General features: G+C 72.2%; 20 protein-coding genes. 9 read left to right on the top strand and 11 right to left on the bottom strand.

What is annotated here, in order from left to right:
* Positions 1-31 precede the first annotated feature (31 nt).
* The 3 genes from AMY39116_RS46260 to AMY39116_RS0324195 all read left to right on the top strand — a co-directional run bounded on the left by AMY39116_RS46260 (position 32) and on the right by AMY39116_RS0324195 (position 2,769).
* Entirely contained in the window at positions 32-445 is a 414-nt protein-coding gene (locus AMY39116_RS46260; RefSeq protein WP_063710181.1) for a hypothetical protein, read from the top strand.
* A gap of 305 nt (positions 446-750) precedes the next feature.
* The gene (locus AMY39116_RS0324200; RefSeq protein ID WP_020420210.1) at positions 751-1,479 is read left to right on the top strand and encodes a M50 family metallopeptidase; all 729 of its coding nucleotides are present in this window, start codon (positions 751-753) and stop codon (positions 1,477-1,479) included.
* Between the two features lie 51 nt (positions 1,480-1,530).
* Positions 1,531-2,769, top strand: a complete 1,239-nt coding sequence (locus tag AMY39116_RS0324195) for an aldehyde dehydrogenase family protein (protein WP_020420209.1) — start codon at positions 1,531-1,533, stop codon at positions 2,767-2,769.
* Between the two features lie 60 nt (positions 2,770-2,829).
* Here the strand turns inward: AMY39116_RS0324195 and AMY39116_RS0324190 are convergent, their stop codons facing one another.
* The 4 genes from AMY39116_RS0324190 to ccrA all read right to left on the bottom strand — a co-directional run bounded on the left by AMY39116_RS0324190 (position 2,830) and on the right by ccrA (position 7,212).
* Entirely contained in the window at positions 2,830-3,786 is a 957-nt protein-coding gene (locus tag AMY39116_RS0324190) for an adenylate/guanylate cyclase domain-containing protein (protein ID WP_020420208.1), read from the bottom strand.
* A gap of 3 nt (positions 3,787-3,789) precedes the next feature.
* Entirely contained in the window at positions 3,790-4,239 is a 450-nt protein-coding gene (locus AMY39116_RS0324185) for a universal stress protein (RefSeq protein WP_027936192.1), read from the bottom strand.
* A gap of 559 nt (positions 4,240-4,798) precedes the next feature.
* Entirely contained in the window at positions 4,799-5,860 is a 1,062-nt protein-coding gene (locus AMY39116_RS0324180) for a chromosome segregation protein (protein ID WP_020420206.1), read from the bottom strand.
* Between the two features lie 14 nt (positions 5,861-5,874).
* Positions 5,875-7,212 carry a crotonyl-CoA carboxylase/reductase gene (gene ccrA, locus AMY39116_RS0324175; RefSeq protein WP_020420205.1) on the bottom strand — a complete coding sequence of 446 codons (1,338 nt, stop codon included), beginning with the start codon at positions 7,210-7,212 and terminating at the stop codon, positions 5,875-5,877.
* A 211-nt stretch (positions 7,213-7,423) separates the two neighbouring features.
* On the opposite strand from ccrA, the gene AMY39116_RS0324170 reads away from it, so the two are divergent.
* Positions 7,424-7,798, top strand: coding sequence for an SPW repeat protein (locus AMY39116_RS0324170; RefSeq protein ID WP_020420204.1), 375 nt, complete (start codon positions 7,424-7,426; stop codon positions 7,796-7,798).
* 81 nt (positions 7,799-7,879) lie between these two features.
* Positions 7,880-8,470: a TetR/AcrR family transcriptional regulator gene (locus AMY39116_RS0324165; protein WP_020420203.1), complete on the top strand. Its 591-nt coding sequence runs from the start codon at positions 7,880-7,882 to the stop codon at positions 8,468-8,470.
* Here the strand turns inward: AMY39116_RS0324165 and mce are convergent.
* The gene (mce, locus tag AMY39116_RS0324160) at positions 8,467-8,910 is read right to left on the bottom strand and encodes a methylmalonyl-CoA epimerase (RefSeq protein ID WP_020420202.1); all 444 of its coding nucleotides are present in this window, start codon (positions 8,908-8,910) and stop codon (positions 8,467-8,469) included. The genes AMY39116_RS0324165 and mce overlap by 4 nt on opposite strands.
* 118 nt (positions 8,911-9,028) lie before the next feature.
* Here mce and AMY39116_RS0324155 point away from each other — a divergent pair, with 118 nt between their 5' ends.
* Both AMY39116_RS0324155 and meaB read left to right on the top strand, forming a co-directional pair.
* Positions 9,029-10,216, top strand: coding sequence for an acetyl-CoA C-acetyltransferase (locus AMY39116_RS0324155; protein WP_017984478.1), 1,188 nt, complete (start codon positions 9,029-9,031; stop codon positions 10,214-10,216).
* Positions 10,216-11,184, top strand: coding sequence for a methylmalonyl Co-A mutase-associated GTPase MeaB (gene meaB / locus AMY39116_RS0324150; RefSeq protein ID WP_020420201.1), 969 nt, complete (start codon positions 10,216-10,218; stop codon positions 11,182-11,184). The genes AMY39116_RS0324155 and meaB overlap by 1 nt, the downstream gene beginning before the upstream one ends.
* Position 11,185: 1 nt before the next feature.
* On the opposite strand, the gene AMY39116_RS0324145 is transcribed toward meaB, so the two are convergent.
* Positions 11,186-12,535, bottom strand: coding sequence for a PLP-dependent aminotransferase family protein (locus AMY39116_RS0324145; protein WP_020420200.1), 1,350 nt, complete (start codon positions 12,533-12,535; stop codon positions 11,186-11,188).
* Between the two features lie 46 nt (positions 12,536-12,581).
* On the opposite strand from AMY39116_RS0324145, the gene AMY39116_RS0324140 reads away from it, so the two are divergent.
* Positions 12,582-13,046: a carboxymuconolactone decarboxylase family protein gene (locus AMY39116_RS0324140; protein WP_027936191.1), complete on the top strand. Its 465-nt coding sequence runs from the start codon at positions 12,582-12,584 to the stop codon at positions 13,044-13,046.
* The gene (locus AMY39116_RS0324135; RefSeq protein WP_020420198.1) at positions 13,043-13,753 is read left to right on the top strand and encodes an isocitrate lyase/phosphoenolpyruvate mutase family protein; all 711 of its coding nucleotides are present in this window, start codon (positions 13,043-13,045) and stop codon (positions 13,751-13,753) included. The genes AMY39116_RS0324140 and AMY39116_RS0324135 overlap by 4 nt, the downstream gene beginning before the upstream one ends.
* A gap of 45 nt (positions 13,754-13,798) precedes the next feature.
* Here the strand turns inward: AMY39116_RS0324135 and AMY39116_RS0324130 are convergent, their stop codons facing one another.
* From AMY39116_RS0324130 to AMY39116_RS0324110, 5 genes are read right to left on the bottom strand one after another with little or no spacing between them, the layout of a single operon-like run.
* Positions 13,799-14,773: an ABC transporter substrate-binding protein gene (locus AMY39116_RS0324130; protein ID WP_020420197.1), complete on the bottom strand. Its 975-nt coding sequence runs from the start codon at positions 14,771-14,773 to the stop codon at positions 13,799-13,801.
* A 32-nt stretch (positions 14,774-14,805) separates the two neighbouring features.
* Positions 14,806-15,840 (bottom strand): ABC transporter permease, encoded by a 1,035-nt coding sequence (locus AMY39116_RS0324125; protein WP_020420196.1) that lies wholly within the window; start codon positions 15,838-15,840, stop codon positions 14,806-14,808.
* Positions 15,837-16,604, bottom strand: a complete 768-nt coding sequence (locus AMY39116_RS0324120) for an ATP-binding cassette domain-containing protein (RefSeq protein WP_020420195.1) — start codon at positions 16,602-16,604, stop codon at positions 15,837-15,839. The genes AMY39116_RS0324125 and AMY39116_RS0324120 overlap by 4 nt, the downstream gene beginning before the upstream one ends.
* Positions 16,604-17,629: a class I mannose-6-phosphate isomerase gene (locus AMY39116_RS0324115; protein WP_020420194.1), complete on the bottom strand. Its 1,026-nt coding sequence runs from the start codon at positions 17,627-17,629 to the stop codon at positions 16,604-16,606. Before AMY39116_RS0324115 ends, AMY39116_RS0324120 begins: the two co-directional genes overlap by 1 nt.
* Positions 17,626-18,609 (bottom strand): LacI family DNA-binding transcriptional regulator, encoded by a 984-nt coding sequence (locus AMY39116_RS0324110; RefSeq protein ID WP_020420193.1) that lies wholly within the window; start codon positions 18,607-18,609, stop codon positions 17,626-17,628. The genes AMY39116_RS0324115 and AMY39116_RS0324110 overlap by 4 nt, the downstream gene beginning before the upstream one ends.
* Between the last annotated feature and the right edge of the window lie 30 nt (positions 18,610-18,639).

Genomic DNA, 18,639 nt, shown 5'->3' with positions numbered 1-18,639 from the left:
GGCGGTCTGGGTGGGTCACTGAGCCTCGTCGTTGTCGTTGTCGTTGTCGTTGTCGTTGCCGCTGCCGCTGGTGCTGGCGCTGGCGCTGGCGGTGGCGCTGGCGGTGGCGCTGGTGCTGGCGGTGCCGCTGCCGCTGGTGCTGGCGGTGCCGCTGCCGCTGGTGCTGGTGCTGGCGGTGGCGCTGGCGCTGGCGGTGCCGCTGGTGCTGGCGCTGGCGCTGGCGGTGCCGCTGCTGCTGGTGCTGGCGCTGGCGCTGGCGGTGCCGCTGGCGCTGGCGCTGGCGCTGGCGCTGGCGCTGCCGCTGCGCTCGGTGCCCGGTGCCGGCACCGGGCACCGGCGCGGTGGCGACATCGATGGCTCCCGGTGCCGGCGCCCGCCCGCGTGCGGTGCAACCAAACCACCGCACCTCGCAGGGTGCGGTTCCCGCTCGCGGGCGCTCCGCTGAGCGGCCGGGTGTCGCCCAGTGCCCCAGGCCGGCCCCGTGCCCGCTCGGCAGCCCTCCGGCCACTCCGCCAACGGGAGGCCACCTGCGCGCGGCTTGGGGCGCGGCAGCGGTGCCGGGCTGCGGCATCGGTCGCCGGCTCAGCCGACGGTCTCGCTCAGCGCCGGGACCGCACCGGAGGGGCAGCGCCGGCGCCATCCCCACAACGGCACCACGCCGCCCCGCCCATCCCAACTACCAGTGAAGGAGCTGTGATCACGATGGGGGTGATAACAGGGAGCGCACTCCACATGTGGTGAGCTTCGCGCGTGAACGAGGCGACGGCAGAGCTCGACGTGCTGGCGGGTCTCTTCGGGGCGCAGCCGGATCCGTCCATCCCGGTGCCGCTGGTCACCGGTGGTGTGGCGCTCCTGCTGGTGTTGTCCGGCGCGCCCTGGCGGATGGCCCGCAACGTGATCACCATCGTCCACGAAGCGGGCCACGCGTTGATCGCGGTGCTGGCCGGGCGCCGGTTGCAGGGCATCAAGCTGCACTCGGACACCTCGGGCGTCACGGTTTCGCGGGGCAAGCCCGAGGGGCCGGGCATGGTCCTGACCGCGCTCGCGGGCTACCCGGCCCCCGGGATCCTCGGCCTGGCCTTCGCGAGCCTGCTGGCCGCGGGACGCATCACGGTGCTGCTCGCGCTGGCCGCGTTGCTGCTGCTCGGCGTGCTGGTCATGGTCCGCAACGCGTACGGCGTGCTGTCCGTGGTGCTCACGGCCGCCGGGCTGGCGGTGGTCGCGCTCGTCGCCGGGCCGCAGGTCCAGGCGTGGTTCATCTACCTGATCACCTGGTTCCTGCTGTTCGGCGGGCTCCGGCCGGTCATCGAGCTGCAGATCAAACGACGGCGCGGTGCGGCGCGGGACTCCGACGCCGACCAGCTCGCCCGGCTGACCGGTGTGCCGGCGGCGCTGTGGATGCTCATGCTCGGCGTGCTCGCGGTCACTTGTCTCTTCGTCGGCGGCGCGTGGCTGCTGGAACCCGCGCTGCAGCCCTGACCTGCCCGTGCGGCACACTGGAGGCTCCCAGTTCCCAGCGTGGAGGTAGCGGTGTCCGACGAGGTGGCGAAGGCTGTTGAGGAGTGCGCGCGGGCGGCCAAGGCGGCGTCCCCGTCGTTGGCCACCGCGTCCGACGAGGCCATCGACGCGGCCCTGACCGCCATGGCGAACCGCCTCCTCGACGCGCGTGAAAGCGTCCTGGAGGCCAACCGGGCCGACGTGGCGCGGGCGCAGCAGGAAGGCATGAGCGCCGGACTGCTCGACCGCCTCACGATCACCGAGGAGCGGCTCACCGGCATGGCCGAGCAGCTGCGCCTGCTGGCCGGCTCGCCCCACGGCGAGCGCGAGATCCCGGTGAAGGAGCTGTCCGACGGCCTGCGGCTCGTCGAGCGGCGTCGTCCGGTCGGTGTGATCGGCGCGAACTACGAGGCCCGGCCCAACGTGACGGTCGACGTGGCGTCGCAGCTCGTCAAGTCCCGCAACGGCGGGGTGCTGCGCACCGGCTCGGCCGCGCTCGGCTCGGCCCAGCGGCTCCTGGAGGTCGTCATCGCCTCGGCGCTGTCCGACGCGGGCATCGACCCCGCCGTCGTGCAGCTGGTGCCGCGCGTGGAACGGGAGGCCGCGGCCGCCCTGGTGCGGTTCCCGGACCTGGTGCCGCTGGTCATCCTGCGCGGCAGCGGCGAGAGCACCCGCGCGCTCGCGCTCGAGGCCGCCCAGCACGGCGTGCGCACGCTCGCCCACGCCGACGGCGGCGGCGTGCTGTACATCGACGAAGCCGCCGACGCCGGCAAGGTTCGCGACCTGGTGTTCAACAGCCTCGACCGGCTGGGCGTCTGCAACCGGCTCAACCTGCTGCTCATCCACTCCGCGGTGCACGACCAGCTGTGGCCGGTCATCTCCGAGGCGCTGGCCGAGCGGAAGGTGACGCCCTCGCTGCCGCCGCACGAGCACGCCATCGGCTACGAGTGGGCGCTCGACTCCGACCACGAGGCCACGGTGACCGTCGCGCAGGTCGCCGACGTGACCGAGGCCGTGTCGATCGCCAACGAGCAGACCTCCGGCCTGGCAGCGGGCATCGCCACCGAGGACGCCGGAACCGCCTCGGCCTTCCTCGACGGCTACACCGGCACCGGCGTGTTCTGGAACGCGCCCACCCGCCTGCTGGACGGCTTCAAGCTGCTGGCCGTGCCCGAGACCGGCATCAACCTGGACAAGGTGCCGGGCCCCCGCGGGCCGGTCACCTACACCGACCTGTACGTGCGCCAGTACGCGGTCCTGCCCGCGAACTGAGCCTGACGATCGATGCGGTCGCCGGGGCACCGGTGACCGCATCGATTTCCGCTCGGCCTGCTAATCCCGCCTGAGCACGTACGGGTGCAGCCGCGCGTAGCCGCGGACCGTCGCCGGGCGGCGGGATCGCACCGTGAAACCCGGCAGCTCCGCCAGCTCGCCCGCCAGTTCGCGGTCGATCAGCACCGTGCCTGGGCGCGCCACCGACGTGAGCCGTGCGGCCATGTTCACCACCGACCCGTACACGTCGCCGAAGCGGCTCAAGATCCTTCCCGCCGCCAGGCCCGCCCGGACTTCCGGCAGTTCGGCGTCCGCCGCTGTGCGTTCGGTCAGCGTCAGCGCTATCTCAGCGGCATCGGCCGGCGCGTCGGCGACGAACAGCACCTCGTCGCCGATCATCTTCACCACCCGGCCGTGGTGGTCGGCGATCACCTCGGTCGCGAGCAGCTCGAAGCCCTCCAGCACGGCGCTGAGCTCGCTCTCGTCGAGGCGGCGGGTCAGCCGCGTGTAGCCGACCATGTCGACGAACCCGACGACCTCCGTCCGCGCCTCCAGGTCCTCCTCCGGCGACGCCAGCGCCCGGCCCGCGAAGGCCGCCAGGTGCCGCCGCCACACGAAGTCCTGCACGCGCTGCAACTCCGGCAGCAGGCGCTCGACCAGCGTCACGACCTGCGAGTCGTCCTGGCCGAGGTGCTCGTTCTCGGTGATCAGCGTCCACAGCATCCGCACCTGCCACTCCGCCAGCCGGGACAGGTGCAGGCCCAGCGTGCGCGCCACCGGCGCCTCCAGGCCCTGGTCGAGCAGGCCGGAGGAGATCAGCTGGTCGGTGGTGCGGACGGCCTCGACGTCGGCGTCGGTGAAGACGACCTCGTCGTCGCCGACCGTGGCGAACCCCAGCGCCCGCCACAGGCGGGTGGCCCGTTCGATGGGCACACCCGCCTTCTCGGCCACCTCGAGCCGCGTGTAGCGGCGCTTGCCGCCGAGCAGGATGCTCTCGAGGCGCTCGGAGTCCACCACGGCCTACGTGGTGTGCACGATCAGGACGTCGACGCCCGACTTGCGCGCCGCCTCCGACGGCACCGACCCGAGCAGCCGCCCGGTGAGCGTGTTCAGGCCCCGGTTGCCGACGACCAGCAGGTCGGCCGACTTGTCGGAGACGACCTTGCGCAAGGCTTCGACCGGCTCCCCGACCACGGCGATCGTCTCGGTCGACCCCGCGCCGGCCTTGAGGGCGCGGTCGCGGGCGCTGCGGAGCGTGTCCTCGGCCGGCGCCGAGCCGACCACCTGGTAGGCCTCCTCGCCGAGGACGTCCTGGGCCTTCTCCACGTCCTGCTTGCTCGCCGGGTAGTAGGCGCACACGATGACGAGCGTGGCGCCGGAGTCCGCGGCCACGGCCGCCGCCCGGTCGACCGCGCGGAACGATGAATCAGACCCGTCCGTACCGACAACCACGGTCCGGTATGCAGCCATCCCAATACCTCCGGCAAGGGTGCGCGCCTGTGCGCTTTCGCAAGTGGCGCCCTAGGTTACTCGCCAGTCGGTTTCTGCGCAGCCCCACCACCGGGGACGGTTTCACGTTCTTCGGCGGGCCGTGACAGCTCACCCGGCACACCTCGTCTGGCGGGGACAACCGCGCAGGCCACAGTGGCTGCGAAGATCGCGGCGAGCTCGACCCTGCCTCCGGTGGCCGTGGAGGTCGAGCGGGATCGAGCCTGACCGACAGGAGTCCTGGGTCGGATTGACGCAGCTCTGCCCGCCCGGGATGTGCAGAGCGGGGGGCAGCTTGCCTGGTGGCAGGGCGTGCCTGGTGGGGGAAGCGCCTGGTGGAGGTGGTTCGGCTCTGCCGCCTTGGCGGTGTGCTCCGGGCGGGATGTGTGGTGGCGGGAGGGGCTGGCCAAAGTGGCTCAGCCCGCCCCGCCAGGCGTTACCTCCGTCCGGGAGCGCTGCCGCGCTGAGGTGTCACTTCCGTCCGGGAGCGCTGCCTCGCCGAGGTGTCACTCCGCTCGAGAGCGCTGCCCCGCCCGCGCCTCTACTGCCTCCCGGAGGGCTTCCCCGCAGGTGTGGCCTCGCGCTCCTCGGGTAGGGGCTCGATCACCGGTTCGGCTTCGCCGAGCACCGAATTGGCCTCTAGCAGCACTTCGCGCGCTGCCTTGACCTGTTCGGCGATTCCCGCGCGCAGCTTGCGCAGCGCCTCCACCCGGTCGGCGGCCGCGTTGATGCGGCGGTTCGACTCCTCCGTAGCTTCGCGCACGCGGCGCGCCGCCTCGTCGGACGCCTCCGCCACCCGGGCGTTCGCCTCGGTGATCGACTCCGTCTTGCGCCGGTTGGCGTCCTCGATGGACTCGCGGCGGCGGCGTTCGATCTCGGCCTTCGCGGCGGCCTCCTCCTCGGCGACCTTCTTGCGGATCGCCGCGGCCTCGTCCGTCGCTTCGCGGACGCGGCGTTCGGCTTCCGCCTTGCTGGTCGCCTCCTGCTCCGCCAGCACCCGCATCGCCTCGGTGCGCCGGGCCGCCATCGCGATCTCGAAGTCCTCTTCGACCTGCGTGCGGCGCTGCTCGGCCTCGCGGTCCAGCCGGTCCCGCTCCTCCTTGGCCTTGTTCGTGATCGACTCGGCCTCGGCGCGCGCGGTCTCCAGCACCTTGCGGTGCTCGGCCTCCATCTCCTTGCGCCGCGCGTCCAGCTCGGACAGCAGCTGCTCGTAGCGGGCGCGCATGGCGCTGGCGTCCGACTCGGCCTTCGCCCGGATGTGCCCGGCCTCGGCCTCCGCGCGGGCCCGCGTGTCGGCGGCCTCCTCCTGCGCCAGCCGCAGCATGCGCTGCAACCGCTCGGACAGGCCCTCGACCGTCGTCGGCGGCTGGCCCAGCCGCTCGACCTGGCCGCGCAGGTTCTCGATCTCGCCGCGAGCCTGCTCCAGCTGCCGGGCGAGGTCGCCGGCCTGCGAGATGGCGGCATCCCGGTCGGCGGCGAGCATTTTCAGGTCGCTGTCCAGCCGTTCGAGGTGCTCGTCGACCTGGTGGCGGTCGTAACCGCGCTTGGCCAGGTCGAAACCCGCGCCGAGCGGTACAAGCTCTCGTTCGTCGCCAAGGCTCATGCGGCCCAGACTACTTAGGCGCCGCGGAACAAATTGATCCGGTCGATGTGCTTGGACCGCTTCTCCACATCACGCACGCCCAAACCCTCCTCCGGGGCGAGACACAACACACCGACCTTGCCCTGGTGGGCGTTGCGGTGCACGTCCAGCGCCGCCTGCCCGGTTTCGGTCATCGGGTACGTCCGGGACAGCGTCGGGTGGATCAGGCCTTTCGCGATCAACCGGTTGGCCTCCCACGACTCGCGGTAATTCGCGAAATGCGAGCCGATGATCCGTTTCAGGTTCATCCACAGGTACCGGTTGTCGTACTGGTGCAGGTATCCGGAGGTGGACGCGCAGGTGACGATCGTGCCGCCCTTGCGCGCCGCGTAGACCGACGCGCCGAACGTTTCCCGGCCCGGGTGCTCGAACACGATGTCCGGGTCCTCACCGCCGGTCAACTCTCGGATGCGCGCGCCGAAGCGCTGCCACTCCTTCGGGTCCTGTGTGTTCTCGTCCTTCCAGAACCGGTAACCCTCCGCATTGCGGTCGATCACCAGTTCGGCGCCCATCCGGCGGACGATCTCCGCCTTCTCCGGGCTGGACACCACGCACACCGGGATCGCGCCGCCGTTGAGCGCGAACTGCGTGGCATACGACCCGAGCCCGCCGGAGGCGCCCCAGATCAACACCACGTCGCCCTGCTTCATGTTCGCCCCGTTGGGGGTCACCAGCTGCCGGTAGGCGGTGGAGTTGACCAGCCCGGGGCAGGCGGCCTCCTCCCAGGTCAGGTGGTCCGGCTTGGGCATCAGCTGGTTGGCCTTGACCAGCGCCAGCTCGGCGAGCCCGCCGAAGTTCGTCTCGAAGCCCCAGATCCGCTGGTCGGAGTCGAGCATCGTGTCGTTGTGCCCGTCCGGGCCCTCCAGCTCGACGTTGAGGCAGTGCGCGACGACCTGGTCGCCCGGCTGCCACCGGTGCACACCCGGCCCGGTGCGCAGCACGACGCCGGCCGCGTCCGAGCCGACCACGTGGTAGGGCTGGTCGTGGCGCTTGGCCAGCGGCGAGAGCTTCCCGTAGCGCTGCAGGAACTTGAACGTGGGGATCGGCTCGAAGATCGACGTCCACACGGTGTTGTAGTTGATCGCGCTGGCCATCACGGCGATCAGCGCCTCGCCCGGCCCAGGCTCGGGGGTGGGCACCTCGTCGACGTGCAGCGACTTGCGCGGGTCCTTGTCCCGGGAGGGGATGCCGTCGAACATGCCGGCCTCGTCGGCGTGGACCGTCACGCCGCGGTAGGCCTCCGGCACCGGCAGAGCGCCCACTTCGGCGGTCTCGCCGGTGAGGATCGCATCCCGGATGTCCGTGATCGTCATGTGGGCCTCCCTGCGCTGGGTTGGAGTGCCTGACATTACTGGCCAGTAACGTCATCCGCCACTGTCCGGGAGGAGGGCTACCTCACCCGTCCGTTGTGCCGGGTTCGCCGTAATCCAACCTTGATTGACCGGCCGGCCAATCAAGGCGCACCATGGCAGTGCGGAGACCGCGCCGCGTGGTCTCCCGGATCGGGTTCGGAGGTGATCACGAATGGCTGATCGTTCGAAGCGGGCGTGGACCCGTCCGCACGACTGGGCCGAGGTCGTGCTCGGGGTGGTGGCGGTACTGACGCCCCTGTGGGCCGACACCGACACCACCACCATGTGGACGATGATCGTGCTGGGCGCCCTCATCGCGCTGGACGGCCTGCTTTCGCTGTCCATGCCGGGCCTCGTCTACGGCGAGGGGGTCCAGGTCATCCTCGGGGCGCTGCTGTTCATCGCGCCGTGGGTGATGACCTACACGGCACTGGACGTGGCGGCGTGGTCCTCGTGGATCATCGGCGCCCTGACCGCGATCGCCGGGCTGGCGGCACTGCCGGTGGCGAACGCGGTGCACCGCGGTGGGATGACGACCGCGCACTGAGGCAGTCACCCCGGTCGGCCCACGACGAGCCGGTTTTCGGTTAGCGTTGTGGGCCGGCGAGCTGTACGAGAGGCGGGCGGAGTGGCGCGGACCGAACACGGCGACGACCTCCCGGCCAAGGAGCGGATCCTCCGTGCGGCCGAGGACCTCTTCGCGGAAAGCGGTTTCGACGCCACTCCGACCTCCCGGATCGCCGAGCGGGCCGGCGTGCCGAAGGGTCTCGTGCACTACTACTTCCGGCGGAAGGCCGACCTGCTCAGCGCCCTCATCAAGCGCCTGCCGGACGAGCAGATCGACGCCGCGCGGGTGGTCGTGCCCGGCGACATCGCGGAGAGCCTGCGGCGGCTGGTGTCCGAACTCGACGCGCGGCTCGCCCGGTCGCGGATGCTGTCCCACCTGCTGTGGCGGGAGGCCGACACCCACCGGGCGGTGCGGGACGCGCTGCACGACCGGTTCCAGCAGCTGGTCCGGCAGGTCCGCACGGTGATCATCGCGGCGGGGGACGGCGACCTCGCGGTGGCCGACGTGGACAGCGCGGCCGGGCTGCTGGCGCTCGCGGTGAGCTACCGGCACTCGGTGGCGCGGCACGGCGGGGACGACCCGCCGGACCTGATGGAGCGGGAGCTGAACTTCATCGCCGACGCGTTGATGGCCCGGCCCGCCCCGGGTTAGTGCGCGGCGGCGGGCTCGACCAGTTCGACGAGCACCCCGCCGGCGTCCTTCGGGTGCACGAAGTTCACCTTGCTGTTCGCGGTGCCGCGCTTGGCCTTGTCGTACAGCAGGCGCAGGCCCTTGGCCCGCAGCGCCTCGGCCGCGGCCTCGACGTCGGTGACCCGGTAGGCGACCTGCTGCAGGCCGGGGCCCTTGGTGTCGAGGAACTTCCCGATCGTCGAGTCCGGTCGCAGCGGCGCGAGCAGCTGGATGGCGGGGCCGGACTCGTCGCCCGGCGCGTGCAGCATCGCCTCGCGCACGCCCTGCTCCTCGTTCACCTCGGAGTGCGTGGCGATCATGCCGAAGTTCTCCGCGTAGAAGTCGATCGCGGCGTCGAGATCGGCGACGGCGATGCCGACGTGGTCGATGGTCGTCACGAACGGCTTCAGCGCGTCATTCATAGTGGTGAGGATAAAGCTTGGCACCTGGGTGCGTGGGTGCCACGGCTCACACCTGTACTGGACGGTTGCTCCGGGTATCGTCGGATCGACCGCCGTCGTTCGTCTGTTGGAGGCTGCTGTGTCCGGTTCCGTCATCCTGGGTGCCGCGCGTACCCCGATCGGGCGTCTGCTCGGTTCACTGAAGGACTTCACGGGCGCGCAACTCGGCGGGATCGCCATCAAGGCCGCGCTGGAGCAGGCCGGGGTGTCGCCGGACAAGGTGCAGTACACGATCATGGGTCAGGTGCTCACCGCGGGCGCGGGCCAGATCCCGGCCCGTCAGGCCGCGGTCGCCGCTGGCATCCCGATGGACGTGCCCGCGCTGACCATCAACAAGGTCTGCCTGTCCGGCCTGGACGCCATCGCGCTGGCCGACCAGCTCATCCGCGCCGGCGAATTCGACCTCGTGGTGGCGGGTGGCCAGGAGTCGATGACCCAGGCGCCGCACCTGCTGCCGAAGTCGCGGTCCGGCTTCAAGTACGGCGACACCGCGCTGCTCGACCACATGGCCTACGACGGCCTGTTCTGCGCCTTCGACCAGTGCGCGATGGGCGCGTCCACGGAGAAGTACAACTCCCGCTACGGCATCACGCGCGAGGACCAGGACGCCTTCTCGGCCCGGTCGCACCAGCGTGCGGTCGCGGCCGCCGAAGCCGGCCGGTTCAAGGCCGAGCTGGCGCCGGTGTCCATCCCGCAGCGCAAGGGCGACCCGGTCGTGTTCGACACCGACGAGGGCGTGCGCGCCGACACCACCGCGGAGAGCCTGGCCAAGCTGCGCCCGGCGTTCGCCTCGGACGGCACCATCACCGCGGGCTCGGCCTCGCAGATCTCCGACGGCGCCGCCGCGGTCGTCGTCGCCAGCCGGGCCAAGGCCGAGGAGCTGGGCCTGGAGCCGCTCGCCGAGATCGGCGCCCACGGTGTCGTCGCCGGCCCGGACGCGAGCCTGCACGAGCAGCCGTCCAACGCGATCAAGGCCGCGCTGGCGAAGGCGAAGCTGGACGCGAGCGCGCTGGACCTGGTCGAGATCAACGAGGCGTTCGCCGCGGTCGGCCTGGTGTCGACGAAGGCGCTGGGCATCGACCCGGAGATCGTGAACGTCGACGGCGGCGCCATCGCGCTGGGCCACCCGATCGGCGCGTCCGGTGCGCGGCTGGCCGTGCACCTGGTGCATGAGCTGCGCCGCCGCGGCGGTGGGCTCGGCGCGGCCGGGCTGTGCGGTGGTGGTGGCCAGGGCGACGCGCTGCTGATCAAGGTGCCCGCGCTGTAGTGCCACTGGACGTCGGGGAACTCGTCGACCGCGCGCGGGAGGGACAGCCGCGCGCGGTCGCCAGGCTGATCTCGCTGGTCGAGGACGCGCACCCGCGCCTGCGTGAGGTGGCCGCGGCGCTCACGCCGCACACCGGCCGGGCGCGGGTGATCGGCCTGACCGGGCCGCCCGGGGTCGGCAAGTCGACTTCGACGTCCATGCTGTTGTCCGCATTGCGTGCGGAGGGCAAGCGCGTCGGGGTGCTCGCGATCGACCCGTCGTCGCCGTTCTCCGGTGGGGCGCTGCTCGGCGACCGGATCCGGATGACCGAGCACGCCACCGATCCGGGCGTGTTCATCCGCTCGATGGCCACCCGCGGGCACCTGGGCGGCCTGTCCTGGGCGACGCCGCAGGCGGTGCGGGTGCTCGACGCCGCCGGGTTCGACGTCGTCCTGATCGAGACCGTCGGGGTCGGCCAGTCCGAAGTGGACGTCGTGAAGCTGGCCGACACCACGGTGGTGCTGCTCGCCCCCGGGCTCGGCGACGGGATCCAGGCGGCCAAGGCCGGGGTGCTGGAGATCGCCGACGTGTTCGTGGTGAACAAGGCCGACCGCGACGGCGCGGAGACCGTGGTGCGCGACCTCAAGCAGATGATCGCCTACGCGCGGCGGGAGATCCGCGGCGAGAGCTGGCGGCAGCCGATCGTCCGGACGGTCGCCGCGCGCGGCGAAGGCGCGCAGGACCTGGTCAAGGCGTTGTCCGAGCACCACGACTGGCTGGTCTCGCACGGGGAGCTGGAGCGCCGCCGCGCCGAGCGGGCCGCGGACGAGGTGGCGGCCATCGCGCTGCGCGAGCTGCAGGCGCGGCTGACCGACCTGCACGGCGGCGGGCACCTGCCCGCGGTGGCGAAGAAGGTCGTCGAGCGCGAGCTGGACCCGTACGCCGCGGCGGACGAGCTCCTCGCGGCGCTGCGCGCCGGCCGCGGGTGACTCAGGCGCGCAGGCCGTCCACCAGGGCCTCCACCGCCGGGCCGAACGCGTGCTCGGCCGGCGTCGCGTAGCCGATCACCAGTCCGCCGGGCCCGGTGCCCGTCCAGTAGCGGCTCAGGTAGTCCACCGCCACCGATCGCGCGCGCAGCGCCCGCAGCACGGCGGCTTCGTCCGGCACACGCAGCACCAGGTGAAGTCCCGCGGAGATGCCTTCCGGCACGAACCCCGGCGGCAGCGCGGCGATCAGCCGGTCCCGGCGGCGGCGGTAGGCGACGCGGCGCTGCCGGACGTGCCGGTCGTACGCGCCGGAGTTCAGCAGGTCCGCCAGTGCCAGGTGGTCGATCACCGGGGCCCGCCAGCCCAGTGCCGTCATCGTGTCCAGCGTCGGCCCGACCAGGCGCCGCGGCAGGACCAGCCAGCCGATCCGCAGTGACGGCGCGAGCGTCTTGCTGACGCCGCCCGCGTAGATGATCCGCTCCGGCGCGAGCGACTGCACCGCCCCGACCGGCTGGCGGTCGAACCGGAACTCGCCGTCGTAGTCGTCCTCGATCACGAGGCCGCCCGCGGCCGCCCAGCAGGCCAGCGCGGACCGGCGTTCCGGTGCGAGCGTGACCCCGAGCGGGTACTGGTGCGCGGCCGTCACGACCGCGACCGGACTGTCCAGTTCGGACACCCGGATGCCGCGTTCGTCCACCGGCACCGTGACGATCTTCGCGCCGCCCTTGGCCGCGCCGTCGCGGAACTCCGGCAGCGACGGGTCTTCGAAGGCGATCTCGTCGAACAGGTGCCCGAGCACGCTGATCGCGTGGGAGTAGCCGCCGCACACCACGATCCGGTCCGGGTCGGCCAGCACGCCGCGGCTGCGCGCGAGGTACCGGGCCAGGGCCTCGCGCAGCACGGCCGGCCCGGCCGGGTCGCCGTAGTCGAACGAACCGGCGGGCAGCGATTGCAGGACCCGGCGCATCGCGGACGCCCACGCCGTGCGCGGGAACGACGACAGGTCGGGCCGCCCGGGGAACAGATCCCAGCGCGCGTCCCGGCACCAGGCGGACGTGGGCGGCCCGGACTTCTCGCGGGGTTCCGCGGACGGGCGCGGGCCGGTGGCGACGCGGGTCGGCGCGCCTTGGCTGGTGCGCAGGTATCCCTCGGCGGTCAGGTCGCCGTAGACGCGGGTGACGGTGCCGCGGGCGATGCCGAGGTCGGCTGCCAGCGCTCGTGTCGAGGGCAGCGCCGTCCCGGGCGCGAGGCGGCCTTCGCGGATGGCACGGCGCAACGCGTCCGCCAGCCCGCGCCTGCCCGCGGACGGCGACCAGTCGAGGTGGAGGTCGGAACTGGACCACGAACGTGCCACAGAACTGGACCATACTCGTGTGCCAGCGGCGGATAGCGTGGTCGTCATGACCAAGCGAATCCAGTTGTCCGCCGCGCTGCCCGAGGCCTACAAGTCGATCCTCCACCTGCACACCGTCGTCGAGAAGGCGGCCGCGAACGCGGGGCTGGACCAGCGGCTGATCGAGCTGGTGAAGATCCGCGCGTCGATGCTCAACGGGTGCGCCTACTGCATCGACCTGCACTCGCGGGACGCCCGCAAGCTGGGGGAGAGCGAGCGGCGGATCATCATGCTCAGCGCCTGGTGGGAGACCGATCTCTACACCGAGCAGGAACGCGCGGCGCTCGCGCTGACCGACGCGATGACCCGGCTGCCGCAGAACCAGGACGTGCCCGACGACGTCTACCAGCAGGCGACCAGCGTGTTCACCGAAGAGCAGTACGTCGCGGTCGCGTGGGCGGCGACGGTGATCAACGCGTTCAACCGGCTCGGCGTCACCAGCCACAAGCCGCTCCCGGCGGACCCCCAGTGAGCGCCGAGGCGCTGCGGGCGCTGCACGTCCCGGGGAAGCCGTTGTTCCTGCCGAACGCGTGGGACGCCGACACCGCGCGGCTGGTCGAGGAGGCGGGCTTCCCGGTGGTGGCGACGTCGTCGGTCGCCGTCGCCGCCGCGCTGGGCTACCCGGACGGCGAGGCCGCACCCGCCGAGGAGATGTTCGCCGCCGCGGCCCGCATCGCCCGTGCGGTGTCGGTGCCGGTGACGGTCGACGCCGAGAGCGGCTACGGGCTGCCCGGACGGGAGTTCGCCGAACGGCTGCTGGCGACCGGCGCCGTGGGGTGCAACTACGAGGACACCGACCATGCGCGTGGCGCCCCGCGGCCGGTCGAGGAGCAGGCCGCCCGGCTGGCGGCGGTGCGCGCGGCCGCGGGGCGGGACCTGGTGATCAACGCCCGCATCGACGTGTTCCTCGGCGCGCCGGACCCGCGTGCCGTGCTGCCGGAGGCGGTCGAACGCGCGCGGGCGTACCTCGAAGCCGGGGCGGACTGCGTGTACCCGATCCTGCTGCGCGACCGCGAGGTCCTGGCCGAGTTCGTGCGTGCGGTGAGCCCGGCCGCGGTCAACGCCAACGGCCCCGTCGCCGAGCTGGCCGAGCTGGGCGTCGCGCGGATCTCGCTCGGCGCCGGGTTGTGGCGGGCCGCCCGCGGGTGGCTGGCCGAGCACCTGAAGACGCTGCGGTGAAACCGGGGAGGTGCGCACCCCCAGTGGCGCACCTCCCCGGCCCCCTCAGCAGGACTGCTTGTAGAAGTACTGGCTGTTGGCGTCCATGTTCGCCTTCGTGATGGAGTGCAGCGGCGCCGTCAGGTTGCGCGTCACCGGCTTGCCCTCCAGCGCGGCGACCGCCTGCTGCACGCCCTGCTGCCCGATCATCGCCGGGTCCTGCGCGATCAGCGCCTGGTACTCGCCGTTGCGCAGGCCCTCCACTTCGGACGGACTGGCGTCGAAGCCGACCAGCTGGACCTGGCCCACCTTGCCTGCGTTGCGCAGGCCGGTCGCCGCGCCCTCGCCGGTGTTCAGGTTCGTCGCGAAGATCCCCACCAGGTCCGGGGTCGACGCGAGCGCCGCGGTCACCTTCGACGCGGCCTGCTCCGGCTCGTTCTGCGTGAACTGGATGCCGACCGACTTGAGGTTCGGGTACTTCTTCAGCTGCTCCTCGAACCCGGCCGCGCGCGCGTTCGTGGTCGAGGTGCCCGCGATCGTGTCCAGCACCAGCACCGACCCGGACTTCCCGCCTGCCAGCTGCGCCAGCGTGTCCGCCGCGAGCTGCCCGCCCGCCGTGTTGTCCGAGGAGATCGACGACTGCGCCACGCTGGTGTCCTTCAGCGCCGTGTCGACCTCGACGATCTTCACGCCGCGCGAGGCGACCTGCTGGATCGGCGCGAGCATCGCCGTGTCGTCGGTCGGCGCGATGAGCAGCGCGGCGGGCGGGTTCGAGCCCAGCGCGTTGACCTTCTCCGTCTGCAGCGCCGCCTCGAACTTCTGCGGCGCCGAGGTGTCCAGGGTGTAGCCGAGTTTCTGCGCCTCGGCCTGCGCGCCGCACTGCATCGAGATGTAGAACGGCTCCGCCTGCACGCCCGGGATGAGCGTGAGCCGCTTGCTGTTCTCCGGTGCCGCGCCCCCGGAGCCGCCGACCTGACCCGATCCGCAAGCGGCCAGCAGCACCGCGGTCGCCGCCAGTCCGGCGATCTGCGCCAACTTCATCCGATCCCTCTCCCTACCTCGTTGTACGGATTTCAGCGGGAATTGCGCGCCCGGCGGCGCCGTTGGTCGAACCACACCGCGGCCACCAGCACCGCGCCGACCGCGATCATCTGCCAGAAGTCCTGGACGTGCGTGATGTTGAAGCCCTTCTTCAGCACCGCCGGGATGAACACCCCGATCACCGTGCCCAGCACCGACCCGACGCCGCCGAACAGGCTCGTCCCGCCCATCACGGTCGCCGCGATCGCGTTGAGGTTGTCGTTGGTGTGCGCGGTGATCGTGGTCGAGGCGTAGTAGGCCAGCGACAGGAAGCCCGCCACCCCGGCCAGGAACCCGGTCAGCAGGTACACCTTGAGCAGGTGCGCGGTCACGCCGATCCCGGCCCGGCGCGCGGCCTCGGCGTTCGAGCCGACGGCGTAGGTGTAGCGGCCGAAGCGGGTGGTGTGCAGCAGCCACGCGCCGATCAGGGTGATCACCGCGGCCACCAGCACCAGGTTCGGGACGCCGCCGAACGACGTGCCGTAGCCGAGCGTGCGGTTGAGGGTGGTCGGCACGCTGCGCACGTCGGAGCCGCCGTTGAGCAGGTACGCCGCACCCAGCGCGGCGCCCATCGAGCCGAGCGTGACGATCAGCGGCGGGATCTTCGCGACCGCGATGAGGAACCCGTTGATCAGCCCCCACGCCGTGCCGGCCAGCACCGCCGCGACCAGGCCGACGGTGATCACGCCCCACCCGGCCGTGCTCGCGTTGCCGCCGGAGAGCGCCTCCATCGTCTTGCCGCACACCATGCCGGCGAAGATCAGCACCGAGCCGACGGACAGGTCGATGCCGGAGGTGATGATCACGAACGTCATCCCGACCGACAGCACCAGCAGCACCGACGTCTCGATCAGCAGCGTCTGGAAGGTGAACACGGTGGCGAACTCGTTCGGCGCCAGCACCGTGAACACCGCGATCAACGCGAGCAGCACCAGCGCGATCCAGAACGTGTTGGCGCCGATCAACCGCTGTCCCAGGGACCGCTTGCCGATCCCGCCGCTCACCTCGGTCTGGACCGCCGTGCTCACGCCGCCTCCTCGTGGGTCAGTGCGCCGGTCATCGCCGCCACCAGGTCCTCGAGCTTGGTCTCCGCCGCCACGAACCGGGCCACGCGCGTGCCCAGCCGCAGCACCTCCACCCGGTCGGCCACCGACAGCACCTCGGGCATGTTGTGGCTGATCAGCACCACCGCGATGCCCTCGTCGCGGACCCGCCGGATGACGTCCAGCACCCGCTCGCGCTGCACCACGCCGAGCGCGGCGGTCGGCTCGTCCATGAACACGACCTTCGACGCCCAGACCACCGACCGCGCCACCGCGACGCTCTGCCGCTGCCCGCCGGACAGCGAGCCGATCGGCACGTCCGTGCTCTGCAGCGTCACGCCCAGCCGGTCGAACTCCTCGACCGCGCGCCGCCGCATCTCGGCCTTGTCGAGCATGCCGAGCCTGCCGAGGATGCCTTTGCGGCGGATTTCCCGCCCGAGGAACAGGTTCGCTGCCGGGTCGAGCTCCGGGGCGACCGCGAGGTCCTGGTACACCGTCTCGATGCCAAGGCGCCGCGCGGTCACCGGCGAGTCGAGCGACACCGTCCTGCCGTCCAGCCGGATCTCGCCGGAGGTCGGCTGCTCCGCGCCGGACAGGCACTTGACGAGGGTGGACTTCCCCGCGCCGTTGTCCCCGATCAGTGCGGTCACCTCACCCGCGCGGGCCTGGAAGGAGGCGCCGCGCAGGGCCTCCACCGAGCCGTAGTGCTTGACCAGGTTCCGCGCGTCGAGCAGGACGGTGTCGTTCATCAGCGCGCTCCGGGGGCCGGGGGACGGCAGCGGATGACGGTCAGGTCGCCTGCCAGTTCGAGCTGCCCGGCGGCGTGCGGGACGACCAGCGTCTCGCCCTTGGCCACGGCGATCTCGCCGCCGTGCTCGGTGCGCAGCGTGCCCTGCCCGTCGAGCGCCACGAACACGGCGAACGACGGGTCGAGCGCGAGCGCGGGGGACGGGCGGAGCTGGTCGGCCCGGAAGAACTCCGCCGATCCCGCCGCCAGCAGGTCCACAGTGGACCCCGGCTCGTCGGCGGTGTGCTTGACGATGCCCGCCAGCCGCTCGTCGTCCCAGCCGGAGGTGTCGAGCGCCTGCAGCGCGGTGTCGAAGCCGAGGCCGAGGTGCCCCTTGTCCGGGTCGTCCAGGAAGTTCCGCCACTCGATGGTCAGCGAGAAGTCGGTGGGCTGCTGCAGCTCGACGACGAACACGCCCGCGCCGATCGCGTGCGGCAGGCCGGCCGGGATGTAGACCGTGTCGCCGGGGCGGACCGGGACGCTGTTCAGCGCGCCGAGCATCGCCTCGGTGTCCTGCTCGCGCACCCAGCCGTCGACGGTGGCGGGGCTGACCGTCTCGCGGAAGCCGGGGTAGACGCGCGGGTCGTCGCCGCTGGTGCCGACCACGATCCAGGCCTCGGTCTTGCCGAAGTGCGAGTCGAAGTGCTTGCGCGCGAACGCGTCGGTGGGGTGGAAGTGCACCGGCAGCCGCTGGCCGGCGTCGAGCAGCTTGACCAGCAGCGCGGTGGAGTCGCGGAACGCGGCGACGTGCTCGGCGCCGAGCCAGGACTCCGGGTCGTCGCGGACGGCGTCGCGCAGCCAGCGGCCGTCGGGCAGCCGGGTCAGCCCGGACTCCTCCTGGCCGAAGCGCGTCGTGGTCGACGCGACCCAGTCCTCCGGGCCGAAGGCGGAGTCCTGTTCGGACACTCCGCGCAGCGCGGCGATCGCCGCGCCGCCGCGGTAGAACTGGGCGGGCTGGTTGGCCGGGAGCTTGATTGGGGCGGTCACGGGGCCACCTCACCGGAGCCGCGGGGAACGAGGTGCACGGGCAGGACAACCTTTCTCGGTGCGGAGGCATCGCCGTTGATGCGGGCGAACAACAGCTCGGCCGCCGCCGACCCGAGACGGCTCACGTCGTGCGCGACGACGGTCACCGGCGGGTCGAGCAGGTCGGCGAGTTCGAAGTCGTCGAAACCGACGACGGCGGGGCGCGGCGCGACATGGGCCAGCGCCCGCAGCAGGTGGACGGTGACGCGGTTGTTGCCCGCGATGATCGCGGTCGCCGGGTCCGGCCCGGCGAGCAGGCGGGCGACCGCGTCGGCGACGCTCTGCCTGGTCGGCGGGCGCAGGATGGCGAGGCGCTCGTCGAAGCGGACCCCGGCGCGGGCGCACCCCTCGCGGTAGCCGCGCAGGCGCTCGGCGGCGGTGTAGATGTCCGGCCGGTCGCCGACGAAGGCGATCCGGCGGTGCCCCTGCCGGGCCAGGTGGGCGACCGCTTCGACGGTGCCGCCCGCGTTGTCGACCAGCACGGTGTCGGCGGTGATGTCCCCGGCCGGGCGGTCCACGAACACCACCGGCGTGCCCGCCCGCATCTCCGGCAGCAGGTAGCCGTGCTGGGTGCCGGCCGGGACGATGAGCAGCCCGTCGACCCGGCGGGAGCAGAATTCCAGCGCCAGCTCGCGTTCACGGTCGGAGTCCTCCTCCGACGAGCCGGACAGCACGTGCCTGCCGAACGCGGTGGCGACCTTCTCGGCCGCGCGGGTGAGCTCGGAGTAGAACGGGTTGCCCACGTCCTCGACGACCAGGCCGATGGTGCCGGTGGTCGAGCCGCGGCGCAGGTTGCGCGCGCCGAGGTTGCGCCGGAACCCGAGCTCGTCGATGGCGGCCAGGACGCGTTCGGCCGTCTCCGGGTGCACCGCGGGCTCGTCGTTGACCACGCGCGAGACCGTCTTGATGCTCACCCCGGCCAGACGGGCGACGTCGTACATCGTGGCGCGCCGCGACGCCTTCCCCGGACC

This window comes from Amycolatopsis sp. ATCC 39116, from assembly GCF_000231075.2.
Taxonomy (GTDB): domain Bacteria; phylum Actinomycetota; class Actinomycetes; order Mycobacteriales; family Pseudonocardiaceae; genus Amycolatopsis_E; species Amycolatopsis_E tucumanensis.
The sequence above is the reverse complement of the archived record's forward strand: the minus strand, read 5'-3'. Positions and strand labels throughout refer to the sequence as shown.

What these genes read in the sequence shown, in the direction of transcription:
- AMY39116_RS0324170 (WP_020420204.1), top strand. Translation starts at nt 7,424, where the DNA reads ATGGCTGATCGTTCGAAGCGGGCGTGGACCCGTCCGCACGACTGGGCC.
- AMY39116_RS0324130 (WP_020420197.1), bottom strand. Translation starts at nt 14,773, where the DNA reads ATGAAGTTGGCGCAGATCGCCGGACTGGCGGCGACCGCGGTGCTGCTG.
- AMY39116_RS0324180 (WP_020420206.1), bottom strand. Translation starts at nt 5,860, where the DNA reads ATGAGCCTTGGCGACGAACGAGAGCTTGTACCGCTCGGCGCGGGTTTC.
- AMY39116_RS0324140 (WP_027936191.1), top strand. Translation starts at nt 12,582, where the DNA reads ATGACCAAGCGAATCCAGTTGTCCGCCGCGCTGCCCGAGGCCTACAAG.
- AMY39116_RS0324120 (WP_020420195.1), bottom strand. Translation starts at nt 16,604, where the DNA reads ATGAACGACACCGTCCTGCTCGACGCGCGGAACCTGGTCAAGCACTAC.
- AMY39116_RS0324110 (WP_020420193.1), bottom strand. Translation starts at nt 18,609, where the DNA reads ATGTACGACGTCGCCCGTCTGGCCGGGGTGAGCATCAAGACGGTCTCG.
- mce (WP_020420202.1), bottom strand. Translation starts at nt 8,910, where the DNA reads ATGAATGACGCGCTGAAGCCGTTCGTGACGACCATCGACCACGTCGGC.
- AMY39116_RS0324185 (WP_027936192.1), bottom strand. Translation starts at nt 4,239, where the DNA reads ATGGCTGCATACCGGACCGTGGTTGTCGGTACGGACGGGTCTGATTCA.
- ccrA (WP_020420205.1), bottom strand. Translation starts at nt 7,212, where the DNA reads ATGACGATCACGGACATCCGGGATGCGATCCTCACCGGCGAGACCGCC.